Here is a 12,187-nt window from a genome sequence, read left to right on the forward strand (position 1 = left end):
AGACATCTCAGGAATTCGAATTTTCAGGCCTTGGCTCGGAAAGGACCGGCGTCAGCCACGATCCGAAGTCCTGCCGCTGACCGCGAACGACCTCGGAATAGATCTCGCGAATACGGGTGGTCACGGCGCCGATGCCGCCTTGCCCGACTGTGCGATGTTCGATCGAAGTAACCGGAGCGACCTCGACTCCGGTGCCCGTGAGGAAAGCCTCCCGGATGTCTTTCAACTCGGTGACGTGCACAGGCCGCTCCACGACCCGCACTCCGAGCTCACGGGCCATCAGTTCGATGACCGAAGCTCGAGTGATGCCTGGCAGTAGATCCGCCGTGGCCGGCGGAGTCGCTACCGTGCCGTCGCCACACACGACGAAAACGTTCGACGTGCTCGCCTCCGTCAGGTACCCATCGGCATCCAGCAGTAGCGCGTCGTCGCACCCCGCCTCCTGCGCCTCTTCGACGGCCAGCGCGCAGTTGACATAAGTGCCGGTGATCTTGGCGTCGGAGGGGATAGCCGATGAAGGAACGCGGACGAAGCTGCTTATCTTGCAGTTCAATCCGCGAGTGTCGATGTAGGCACCCATCGGCAGCGCAGCGATACTCAGCTGCGCCGACACTCCACGAAGACGCACCCCGAACGAGGTGCCCGGCTCCAATGCGAGCTTGTAGGCGAGTGGGCGAATATACGTATTAGCCCTGGAACCGTTGCGCGACAACAGTTCCAAGACAATCGATCGCAATTCGGATGGGCTGTGCGGCAGCTCGATCCGCAACGCGGCCGCCGACTTCGCCAACCGCACCAGGTGATCGTCGAGCCGGAATATCGCGAGTGCGCCGTCGCCGGTCTGCTGGTAGGCGCGAATGCCCTCGAACACACCCGTGCCGTAATGCAGAGCCTGTGTGTTCGTGGTCAACCGAATCTTCGCCGCATCGACGAATTCGCCGTCGTGGTATGCGATTCGGACGCCAGGTGGCGCGCCGACAGTGGCACCCATCAGCTGCTCCGTCCGGCCGCGACGCGCTCGGCCGCGTGGTGTTCTCGGTCGTCGGCGCCCGTGCGCAGGTCGTGAATTCGCGCGGCCTTCCAACTGACCATCGCGCCGGTGCTCGTTATGGGGTCCACCGGCCCCAACTCGATGTCACAACGAACGCCGAACTCGTCGCCGATGACACGACGAATGCCATCGCTGTCGAGCCTGGCCGCGGCGGCATCGTCGATCGGATCCAGCTGGACGATCAGGCGGTCCTGGCCGTCGACTTCATCGATCACCAGGCGGTAGTCGATGGCGCCACGGATGTGGGTGAACAGCGTCTGTTCCAGGTCGAGGGCGACGATCTGGTGTCCGCCGAGTACCAGAGTGTCACGCACCCGGCCGATGGGTTGCACGGTCTCCAGGATGGACCCCGGATTCGCCCGCAGCCGCACCATGTCCCCGGTGCGGTACCGCACAAGCGGCTTGGCGCCCTGGTAGAGCGAAGTCACGACCAGCTCCCCGGTGCGGACGCCGTCCAGCTCGGGCGCGGGCTGTTCGGTCCACGGATCGAGAACCTCGTAGTAGTTAGTGAGCGGAACCGTGTACAGGTTGCGGTCCGCGTGGCAGGTGGCCATGATCGACGCCTCCTGCGATGCGTACATGCAGTTGTATACCGTCGCCCCCCATACTTCGCCGAGCTGGTCGAGCATCGCGGGCGAAGCCAGCTCTCCCAGCGCCATGATCACCCGGATCCCCATGCGCTCGGTGAGATCGATGCCTGCGGTGCGAGCGGCCTTGGCAAGCGAAATGGCCATGCCGGGCGTGCAGATCAGCGCCGTGACGCGCAGATCCTCGAGCAGTTTCAACGCGCGCGGGAAACCGACGACCGGCGAGTGCGGCCACATCTTCACCACGGTGTGCCCGAGGTTGCGCAACACATCACCGAATGTGTCGCCGGTGGAGTGCAACTCGGTCGGCCCCATCACCGCGACGACATGACGGTCCCCGTGCTTGTCGAAGATGCCCTGATACGACAGCGTGAGCGCGGCGTTGTTGACGATGGAGTCGTACTCGTCACGCGGGCACGGAGTGGCGCGCCCGGTGGTGCCGGTGGTCTCATAGAACACCCATGCCTCGTCGAGCGGTTTGGACGGCACCTCGAACAGGTGCTGGCGCAGATCGTCCTTGGTGGTGAACGGGAGCTCGACCAGGGTCTCCGGTCGCTCCGGATCGAAGTCACTATCGCGTAGGTGATCCCGATAGAAGGGTGAGTTATCCCGTGCGTACGCGACGGTTTCGCCGATCCGGCGCGACTGGACGCCGCGCAGCTCGGCCGCGGACAACTCGCCCGCGTACATGCGCCGCTGTTCGGCGATCACCGTACGGGCGTAGTCGTCCAGTTCCGGCCTGAAGATAGTGAACACCAGGGTGTTACCTTTCCGAATGCATCATCGCGAATTCGCCGTGCTCACCGCAGGAGCGGAAGGCTGCCCGCGAGACGGTTGACAAGCTTCTTGACGCCGAAGAGTCCGACGCCGGCGAAGTCGAGTTCCTCGGTCGCCGCGGCTGCCATGCGATCGAGGTACTCGTCATAGGTTCGACACGACTGCGCCAAGCCGCTGAAGCCCACCCGAACGAGGTCGTGTTCGGCTGCGGCGCGCCAGATCTCGTTCACTTTGTCGGGCGCGGCGACGAGGATGGGCACCGGAATCAGGACGATGCCCGGGTGCAACACTCCGTCAGCGTCCTTGACGTCGGGCCCGACCAGGTCAGGTACCCGGCGACCGAGCGTCATCGTGATGACACTGCCCGCATTGGCCTGCAGCCCGACCGGCAGCTGATCGCTGACAACGACGACACACTTCGCCGCGCTGATGTCGCTGGAAACCAAGGGATTCGATGCCTCGTTCATTGTTCCGCCTTCTCTAGGATGGATAGTTCGTCTCCGTCGAGCACATACGAAGCGGCATCCGTGGCGTGGTCCAGATCGACGACCACCCAGCTGCTCAATTCCGACCAGGCCCGCACACCACGCTGATGGTCGGGGTGCGACATATACCGGTCGAGCGCCGCCCGGTCGTCGAACTGACCGACCAGCGCGAAATCATATGCCGCAACCCGATCTGTGCGGTTGCGCCCGACCGTCCAGGAACGAATCTCCGGGATATATCTCGGATGCTCGCGGGTGATGATTTCAGCGGTCTCGGCTCGCGGATCCGCCCAGCTGACACCGGGTCTGAATCGAAAGCAGACAATATGACTGATCACGGTGTCCCCTCGCTGCCATGAATACGTCAACTACATCACGCGAAGCGTCCGCGGCACATCGGCCAAGAGATGAGCTGGAACCCCACTTTGGTCCAATCGGCGCACAACGATAGTGGGGATCAACAGGATTCATACCAGCGCCCGCAGTTGTTCGATCTGCGACCGGCGCTCCGCGGCAGTGGTGGCCAGCGGAACCACGTTCAAGACGGTCACTCCGGCCTCCCGGAAGGCGGCGATACGCTCCTTCACGAAGTGCGGAGAACCGATGAGCGACAGGTCACGAACCAGGTCGTCGGGAACCGCCTGTGCGGCCTCCTGCTTCCTGCCGTGTAGATAGAGGTCTTGAATGCGGTCGGCCGCCGCACCGTAGCCGTACTCGGTGACAAGCGCGTGGTAGAAGTTCTTCCCCTTCGCGCCCATGCCACCGATGTAGAGCGCCAGGTTGGGTTTGACCAGCTGTCCTGCCCCCTCGATGGTTTCACCGATGGCCAAGGTGGGACCCGCGTAAACCTCGAGCTCGCCCATCGCCGGATCACGAAGGACGCCACCCGCGGTGAGCGCACTTCCCCAGACCCGGTCCGCGTGTTCGGGCAGGAAGAACAGTGGCTGCCAGCCATCGGCGATCTCTGCGGCGAGCGCCGTGTTCTTCGGCCCCATCGCTGCGAGCAGTACTGGAATATCCTCCCGCAGTGGATGATCGATGAGCTTCAGCGGTTTGCCCAGCCCGGTACCGATACCAGGTGGAAGGGGCACCTGATAGTGCGTGCCTCGATATTCCAGCCGGTCCCGGCGCCACACCGTCCGGCAGATCTCGACCAGTTCGCGGGTGCGGCCGATCGGATGGTCATAGGGCACACCGTGGAATCCCTCGATCACCTGCGGTCCCGATGCGCCCAACCCGAGTACGAAACGCCCCTGGCTGACGTAGTCCAGCCCGGCCGCCGTCATCGCTGTCAGCGTCGGCGTGCGTGAATAGAGCTGCAGTACACCGGAAGCCAGCTGCAATCGCCTGGTCTGAGCAGCCAAGTAGCCCAGCAGGCTGACCGCGTCATAGGTGTAGGACTCCGGCACGAACACCATGTCGAGTCCGGCACGTTCCAGGTCGGCCACCTCCCTCGCCAGTTCCGCGAAGTTACCGGCGAAGTCGAGGGCGCCGCCGGCATAGTTGAGTGCCAAACCGATGCGCATGGATCTCCTCTCTCCCTGTTGGGCGGGTCGGGTGTCCGGTGAAGGTCTCAGCGGGCGAGCGAGCGGATCGCGCTCGGCGGGTCGACTACATAGGGACGCGGCGGCCGGGGGTCGTCGCGACCGGTCTCGCCTGTCGAACGTTGGATGAGCAGAACGGCTTCCAGCCGGTTGCGCACTCCGAGCTTGGTCAGTACCCGCGATACGTGGCTCTTCACAGTCGACGGCGCCACCGCGAGCACAACCGCGATCTCCTCGGTGGTCGAGCCGCCGCCGAGGAGATCGATCACCTCGCGTTCACGAGCGGTCAGGGAATTCAGCAAAGCCTCCGAGCGTTGTCGGTGAACAGCCGAATCTGTTGCTGTGACTATTGATTTCGATATGATCGGATGCATTGCGATGAGGTCGGGGGCAAGCACCCGATTGTCGTCGTACACGGCGGCGACCGCCGAGGTGAGATTGCCGAGCGACACGGTCTTGACCAGACACCCGTGCGCGCCGAGTTCGAGCGCCTCACCCAAACGCGTCGGCTCCCAGTGTGTCCCGAGCAGAATCGTGCGCTTGCCCAACGCTGAAAGCGTGCCGAGCACGGCCGAGAAGTCGTCGCCCGCACCGAAACACACGATCACCACGTCGGCATCCCGCAATGGCCACTCACGGGTATCGTGCCTGCTGTCGACGCTACCGATGAGATGTAGCGCAGCCGATCGGGCGAGGAGATCCGACAGCACGTGCCGCGAAATCGGATCGTGATCGGCGAGCAGCACTCGGATCCGCGCATCAGTTGCCACTGCGCACCCGATCCTCAGCGCGGCCACGGGCAGCGGTGATCACTGAGATGGGCGCCTCGCTCTGGTACAGCAGGTCGAGCAGGTCGAGGCGACGCGACAGCACCATATTGCGGTTGACATACCCCTTGTCGGTGATCTCGGCGTGGTCCAAACTCGGCGGTTCGGCGGCAACGATCAACCGTTCGATCCGCCCGGATGAGCCATGACCGGCGTTCAGCTCCGCCAGCGCGTCCGACAACACCGCGCTCTGCTCCGGCTCCAGCAACAGCCAGGGTTCCGTGCTCGATGAGACCGCGGCCACGGCCGGGGCGAGCCAGACGATCGCCGTGAGATGCGACTGCTTCTCACCCACGATGACCGCCTCACCGAGCAGGTCCGTGGCACGCAGCAACCGGCGGCGCAGTTCACCTGAGTTCACCCAGGTTCCAGTCGACAGTTTGAAGTCCTCCGACAACCGTCCGTCATAGACCAAGCCCCGCTCCGGCGCGCCCGCTACCGCCATTCGGACGGCATCGCCGGTGCGGTAGAAGCCCTCCTCGTCGAATCCCGATCGCGTGGTGTCGCCGAGGTAGCCGGGAGTCACATTCGGGCCACTGACCCGGATCTCGTGGCGGCCGTCCGGCAGCGGTACGAGCTTGACCTCGACGCCAGGAAGTGGGATCCCGATTCCCGTGCGGACGCCACCGTAGGTGGAGGTCGCGGCCGGCGCGGTTTCGGTCGCGCCCCACGAGTTCACGATCGCCACATCGCCGTCTGTGTGCGCGGCCACGATCGCCTCCAGCCGCCGCAGCAGCGGCACGGGCAGCTCGGCGGCGGCGACGAGCACGAGCGAAACCCGGGAAAGGAGCCGGGTCGCGGCGGCCGAATCCTGCTCGAGGTAGTCGATCAACATCGCGTATCCAGCCGGAACATTCACCAGCATGGTCGGCGGATGTTCGAGCATCGCCTCGATGGAACGCCAGAACTCGGCGGGATCGGGTCGACCGTGGTCGATATGCAGACTGCCACCGTTGTACAGCGCGAGATGGGCATTGTGGCTGCCACCGAACGTGTGACTCCAGGGCAGCCAGTCCGTGAGAATCGGCGGCTCATCATCGAGAAACGTCCAGATCTGGCGCAGCATCTGCTGATTCGCGCACAGCATGCCGTGGGTGGTGACAACCCCCTTGGGCGTACCGGTGGATCCCGAGGTGAACATGATCTTGGCGACGGTGTCAGGTCGGGTCGCGTCGAGCGCCGAGTCGACCCGTCCGGTCGGCGATGTCGCGATCAAGTCGCTCAGCAGCATCTGCCCGGCACCCGGATTGGCTCCCACCACCTGCCGATAGTGCGGCACCGCCGCCAACGCCGCCGCGAACTGGGCGCCGTCCTCGGCGAAAACCAATCCAGGACGCACCAGGTCGACGATGGCACGCAGCCGGGAATGATCGGTGCTGCGCAACGAGTACGCGACGCTCACCGGAACTATCGGCACTCCGACGACATAGCCGGCGAGGTTCAGCATCAGGTGATCCACCGAATTACCGGACAGCACCAGCACCGGCGCCGAGGCGCCGAGGCCGAGGTCCAGGAAAGCCTGTGCGAGCGAGGACGCCGTGCTGGCGGCCTCGGCGTAGGTGACCTGCCGGCGCCCGCCTGTTGGCATCGGCTCCGATACCAGAACCCGGTTCGGGGTGGTAGCCGCCCACCAGCGCAGGATGTGGCCGAGCGAGCGGGGACTGTCACGCAGGGCGGCTCGGGAGCGCAGGATGGTGCTCCCGTCCGCCTGCTGCTCGGTCGCGATGTCGGCCGCGACCGATTGGATTGCCCGAGCCGACATCAGAAGTCCCGCCGCTCCGCTGCCGCGCGGACCTTGCCGATGACGATCAGGTTCGCCACTGCTTCGATATCGACATCGAGTGGCCGGTCGGCGTCGACGAATTCCGAGACCGAGCGGACCAGGTCATAGACGGCGCGGGTCGCCGGCGTCAGGCATGCCAGTCCGCGCAGATCCGCGGCTTGGCACAACGCGATCAGGTGAATGGCCGCGACGCGCTGGGTCAGCTCGATCACCGTCCGCGCGTCGCGGGCGGCGATGGTCCCCATGCTGACCTTGTCCTGGTTGTGCGCCTCGGTCGAACGCGAGAACGAGGTGGCCGGCATTGTTTCCTTCAGCGCCTCGGCCACCAGCGAGGACGCCGCGATCTGCATGCCTTTGAAGCCGTGGAACAGTCCGAGGCGGACGTCGTCGTCGTCCAGTCGCGCGATCAAGTTGGGGGTCAGCCCATTGTTGAACTTCTCGTCCACGATCAGCTCGAGCTGCCGGTCGAGTAGGTCGCCCACGCTGGCGACCGCGGTCTTGAGCGAGTCCATCGACTGACCGATGTGACCGCCGTAGAAGTTGCCGCCGTGCCGCACCACTCGATCGACCGGATCGAAGAGCGGGTTGTCGTTGGAGGAGTTGACCTCGATCTCGACCCACCGCCGTGCCCAGGCCAGCGTGTCGCGCAGCACCCCGGTCACGTGCGGCGCGCACCGGATGGAGTAGCGGTCCTGGATCGGGTTTTCCAGCTCACGGAAGTGCAGATCTGGATTCATCGAATCCACCTGCAGCGCATCGACATCGATCAGCAGGGTGCGGATGACATCCGCACTGGCGATCATGCCGACGTAGGGCTTCTGTTCGAAGAGGAAGGGCGCGAAGTGATCCGGGTTGCCGAGCAGCACCTGGCTCGCCATCGCGGTGCACACATCGGCAACGACCGCCAGTTGCTCGGCGTCGTGTAGGGCGAGTGCGGCGAAACCGGACATGAACGATGTTCCGTTGACCAACGCGAGTCCCTCCTTGGACTCGAGCGCCAGCGGGGTCAGCCCGCATTCGGCCAAGGCCTCGGCCGCGGTCTTGACCGCACCCTCGTGTTGTACATTTCCCTGTCCGGTCAACAGCGCCGCGAGATAGCTCAGAGGTACGAGATCGCCACTGGCACCAACGGACCCTCGCTCAGGAACGATCGGAAGGATGTCCGCGCCGAGGCAGGCGATCAACAGCTCCAGCAGCTCGGGCCTGATCCCCGACCAGCCACGCGCCAGACAGTTCGCGCGGATCAGCATGGTCGCCCGCACAACATCGCGACTCGCCAGCGGTCCGGTACCCGCCGACAGGAACCGGATCAGGTTGTCCTGCAACTGCACTGTCTTCTGCTTGGAGATCTGCCGGGTGTTGCTGTCGCCGAATCCCGAGGTGACACCGTAGATCGGCACTCCGGAATCGATCAGACCGTTCTTCATGTCACGAGTGGCGATCATCCGCTCGTACGAGTCCTTGGTGAAGGACAGTTCGATCTTGTCCTCACCACGGGCTACTCCGACGATTTCGTCGATCGACAGCTTGTAGCCATCGAGGGTCATTTCCTGAATCTGCGTAAGCACTGCTGTCCTCAATTTTGATTAATGTTCGAACCGATTCGACGGTCTGACTACTCGTCGTCGGCCAGCGCATTGACGCGGACCGCCATGTTTCCCGGCGGCGTAGAATTGTCGTACATGAGCTGATGTACAAGGCCGATGTCACCGAATTCGCCGACGTGCGAGAGGCATGGATCCACCAGCCCTTCGGCGACCAACCTGGTCAATTCTCGACACTGCCGGGTGTTGGCGAAATGCGATCCCTGCAGTCGCTTCTGCCGCATCCACAGGAATCGCAGGTCGACGTCGCCGTGGTAACCGCTCGTCCCACCGCAGATAACAACCATCCCCGCGTTGTCGCACAGGTAAATGGACGTCGGAATAGTGGCTTGGCCTGAGTGCTCGAGCACGATCCGGGGAGCGCGGCGTTCGCCCAGAATTTCCCAGAACCGGGCACCGAACCGCCTCACCTCCGCCGTCCACGCGCTGAACGCGTCGGCATCTTCGATATCGGGCAACCGACCCCAGTGGGTGAATTCGGTTCGATTGATGACGCCGCGGGCACCGAGTTTCAGACAGTGCGCGGCACGCTCGTCGTTCGAGATCACCGCGATCGGAACACCGCCGAGAACTCGAGTGATCTGGGTCGCCATCGACCCCAGCCCCCCGGCGCCGCCCCAGATGAGCACCGGGTCACCCGGCCGCACAGTGTTGGGCTGCCACCCGGTCAACTGCCGGTACGCAGTGGCACCGGTCAGGATGTAAGCGGCTGATTCCGTCCAGGACAGCCGTTCGGGTTTCGGCAGACACTGGTACTCGTGCACGACGGTGTACTGGGCGAACGCGCCGAAATTGGTTTCGTAACCCCATACCTCGGCGGTGCTCGAGGTGATCGGATCCGTACCGGCACGGATGTCGTCGGCGCCCTCGTCCCATTGGGCCGAGGAAAGCACCACGTGATCGCCGATCCGCACGTCGCGAACGCCCTCGCCGACGGCCCACACGATGCCCGATCCCTCGGACCCGCCGATGTGGTAGTTCTCCGCCGCACCTTTGCGGCGGCGAGCGGCGATCACGTCGAACGGCTTGCCCAACGCGGCCCACACGTTGTTGTAGTTGATGCCGGCCGCCATCATGTACACCAGCACCTGGCCACGACCGACCTGCGGCACATCGACTACTTCGGTCTGAAATGCCTGGTCGGGCCGCCCGAATCGTTCGGGGCGGATAACCGAGGCATACATCTTGTCGGGTACGACGCCGGTCGGCGGCCGCTCACCCAGCTCATACAGGCGTGTCACTTCACATCTCCCCATCGGTGCGAATTATCGGTGCGCGGTGTCTCTCAATTGCGCCACTTGTCATTGTGTTCGTTGAGAAAGAAGTGTCAGTCGGTAAATTTCCTCGGCAAGCTCGGCGAAAGTCTCGAATTCATAGAGAATGCGCACGGGTAGCGTGGCGTTGATTTCATGGCCGATACGTTTCTTGAACTCGACCGCCATGAGCGAACTCAGACCTGCATCGGCAATCACCTCAGCAGAGGTTACCGCGTTCGCCAGATCACGCCCGAGAATGTCCGACGCAATGCTCTCGACTCGTTCCACGATGGCCCGCAAATCGAGTTCGACGTCGATATTCGCCGCAGACTCATTCGATGTCAGCGATACATCCTCAGCAGGAAATTTCTCATCCGCGTATCCGGAACCTGCTATTTCAGCATGCGCTTGCATCAGAACAGCCCCACCGTCGAGGGGGGCCGTCGCAGTGATGTGCACAGCGCCGAGTCCCGGTGTGCCGATATCGAATCGCACGGTCAGGCGGCATTGCCCGGATGCCGGAATCGTAATACCACGTACTCGCGAGATATCCAGCAGAGTGCCGTACCCGGCGATGCCCGACAGCGATTCGACCGCAGAGATGATGCGGGCCGCGGACAGGACATAGTCGCCGGAATGATTCCGTACCACCGCGCCCTCCCCAGCTCCGCCGCCACGGACTTCCGCGATGTACACGACATCGCCCGGCGGAAGGTCGGATGTTTGACGGGCGAAGGAGATCCCCGCGCCGTACACAGTTGCCCGGGGCGCTGTTTCAGCATCTGGCCAGTACCGACGTCGTTGGAACGCGTAGGTGGGCAGGTCCGCTCGTCGCGCGGCACGGCTGCCGTGCACTGCGGTCCAGTCCACTGAGACACCGCGGACAAACGCTCGCGCGGTCGCCGACATCAACGCGGCAGTGTCTTCACGATCCGAACGCAATGTCGCGATGAACTCCGGCCCAGTCGACCCCGGGTCGCTCGCATCGTCGTCGAGGCAATTCGTCGCCATCGCGGTGAGCACACCCTCCGGCCCCAGCTCCAGAACCGTGTGGACACCAGCGCCGAGCAATCCGTTCACACCGTCGGCGAAGCGCACGGTCCCGCGCACGTGGCGCACCCAGTACTCCGGATCGCATGCCTGTTCGTCGGTCAATCGCGCTCCGGTGACATTGGACAGAATCGGCACCACCGGCGGGCGGTACTCGAGCCCGCTGATCGATTCCCGGAGGGTGTCCAGCATCGGGTCGATCAGGCGGGAATGGGCGGCACACGAGATCCTCAACCGTTTGGTCTTCCTACCCGATTCGGTGAAGTAGTCCGCGATCGCCGCTACCGCGTTCTCCGCGCCGGAAATCACCACCGAGCGCGGGTCGTTGACCGCCGCTATGTCCGCCTCGTCGCCGAGTCGCGCGATGGCCGCAACAACCTCGGCCTCGGTGGCCTCGACCGCGATCATCGCACCTCCGGCGGGCAGATTCTGCATCAGCAGACCCCGCACCGTCACCAACGCCGCCGCGTCTTCGAGCGACCAGACACCAGCGATGAATGCCGCGGTCACCTCCCCGATCGAGTGCCCGATCACGAAATCCGGTCGCACCCCCCAAGATTCGAGGAGCCGGAACAGCGCGACCTCGACAGCGAACAGTCCCGCTTGCGCGAAAGCGATCCGGTCCAGCAGCCTTTCCGCCTCGTCCGCCTGACCGAGAACCACTGCGGCGAGGTCTGTGCCGAGGTGCGCCGACAACGCAGCGCAGGTCTCGTCGAAAGAAGACGCGAAAACAGGGAACCGCTCATGCAGTTCGGCAGCCATCCCGACCCGCTGCGATCCCGAGCCGGTGAACATCATCGCGAAGCCACTGTGCCGACGCACCGTGCCGGAGACCGCATTCGATGCCGACCGCCCGGCCGCCACCTCACGCAAGCCACGGATCATGGCTTCGATATCCGAACCGGTCACCACTGCTCGGTGATCCATCAACGAGCGCGTCGCCAGCAGCGACGAAGCGACATCAGCGAGGACCGGACCAGTACCCGACTCCACTGATTCGAGTAGTCGGGCCGCCTGACCACGCGTAGCGTCCCCGCTCCGACCCGACAGCACCCATGCCACCTGGCCGGGCTTTCCGTGCACCGCGGCCGAGCGCGGATCGTCTACGGCGGCGGGGATACCCGGTTCCGCCGCTTCGAGGATGACGTGCGCGTTAGTACCACTGATACCGAACGACGACACACCCACCCGACGAACACGACCCACATCCGGCCAATCACACC

At 64.2% G+C, this 12,187-nt stretch carries 10 protein-coding genes; all 10 read right to left on the minus strand.

Annotated elements, in window-relative coordinates; all coding sequences use genetic code 11:
* Positions 1–7: 7 nt before the first annotated feature.
* Positions 8–991, minus strand: a complete 984-nt coding sequence (locus ACFXKN_RS13575) for a branched-chain amino acid transaminase (protein WP_379433056.1) — start codon at positions 989–991, stop codon at positions 8–10.
* Positions 991–2,394 (minus strand): phenylacetate--CoA ligase family protein, encoded by a 1,404-nt coding sequence (locus ACFXKN_RS13580; RefSeq protein ID WP_379433057.1) that lies wholly within the window; start codon positions 2,392–2,394, stop codon positions 991–993. Before ACFXKN_RS13580 ends, ACFXKN_RS13575 begins: the two co-directional genes overlap by 1 nt.
* Positions 2,395–2,438: 44 nt before the next feature.
* On the minus strand, positions 2,439–2,882 hold the full coding sequence (locus ACFXKN_RS13585; RefSeq protein ID WP_379433058.1) for a DUF2000 domain-containing protein: 444 nt from the start codon (positions 2,880–2,882) through the stop codon (positions 2,439–2,441).
* The gene (locus ACFXKN_RS13590) at positions 2,879–3,238 is read right to left on the minus strand and encodes a Dabb family protein (protein WP_379433059.1); all 360 of its coding nucleotides are present in this window, start codon (positions 3,236–3,238) and stop codon (positions 2,879–2,881) included. The genes ACFXKN_RS13585 and ACFXKN_RS13590 overlap by 4 nt, the downstream gene beginning before the upstream one ends.
* A gap of 129 nt (positions 3,239–3,367) precedes the next feature.
* Positions 3,368–4,426 carry an LLM class F420-dependent oxidoreductase gene (locus tag ACFXKN_RS13595; protein ID WP_379433060.1) on the minus strand — a complete coding sequence of 353 codons (1,059 nt, stop codon included), beginning with the start codon at positions 4,424–4,426 and terminating at the stop codon, positions 3,368–3,370.
* Between the two features lie 47 nt (positions 4,427–4,473).
* Positions 4,474–5,214 (minus strand): LuxR C-terminal-related transcriptional regulator, encoded by a 741-nt coding sequence (locus ACFXKN_RS13600; RefSeq protein ID WP_379433061.1) that lies wholly within the window; start codon positions 5,212–5,214, stop codon positions 4,474–4,476.
* Complete coding sequence (locus ACFXKN_RS13605; protein ID WP_379433062.1) at positions 5,204–7,033, minus strand: AMP-binding protein; 1,830 nt, start codon at positions 7,031–7,033, stop codon at positions 5,204–5,206. Before ACFXKN_RS13605 ends, ACFXKN_RS13600 begins: the two co-directional genes overlap by 11 nt.
* A complete protein-coding gene (gene hutH, locus ACFXKN_RS13610; RefSeq protein WP_379433063.1) occupies positions 7,033–8,601 on the minus strand; it encodes a histidine ammonia-lyase in 1,569 nt (522 codons plus the stop codon). Before hutH ends, ACFXKN_RS13605 begins: the two co-directional genes overlap by 1 nt.
* Positions 8,602–8,669: 68 nt before the next feature.
* Positions 8,670–9,899, minus strand: a complete 1,230-nt coding sequence (gene ccrA / locus ACFXKN_RS13615) for a crotonyl-CoA carboxylase/reductase (protein ID WP_379433064.1) — start codon at positions 9,897–9,899, stop codon at positions 8,670–8,672.
* 60 nt (positions 9,900–9,959) lie between these two features.
* On the minus strand, positions 9,960–12,187 hold a 2,228-nt coding region (locus tag ACFXKN_RS13620), incomplete at its 5' end, for an acyltransferase domain-containing protein (protein WP_379433065.1).

The organism is Nocardia sp. NPDC059195 (genome assembly GCF_042754695.1).
Lineage (GTDB): Bacteria > Actinomycetota > Actinomycetes > Mycobacteriales > Mycobacteriaceae > Nocardia.

Coding starts and splice junctions, on each gene's coding strand:
- ACFXKN_RS13575 (WP_379433056.1), bottom strand. CDS start 991: ATGGGTGCCACTGTCGGCGCGCCACCTGGCGTCCGAATCGCATACCAC.
- ACFXKN_RS13585 (WP_379433058.1), bottom strand. CDS start 2,882: ATGAACGAGGCATCGAATCCCTTGGTTTCCAGCGACATCAGCGCGGCG.
- ACFXKN_RS13595 (WP_379433060.1), bottom strand. CDS start 4,426: ATGCGCATCGGTTTGGCACTCAACTATGCCGGCGGCGCCCTCGACTTC.
- ACFXKN_RS13605 (WP_379433062.1), bottom strand. CDS start 7,033: ATGTCGGCTCGGGCAATCCAATCGGTCGCGGCCGACATCGCGACCGAG.
- hutH (WP_379433063.1), bottom strand. CDS start 8,601: ATGACCCTCGATGGCTACAAGCTGTCGATCGACGAAATCGTCGGAGTA.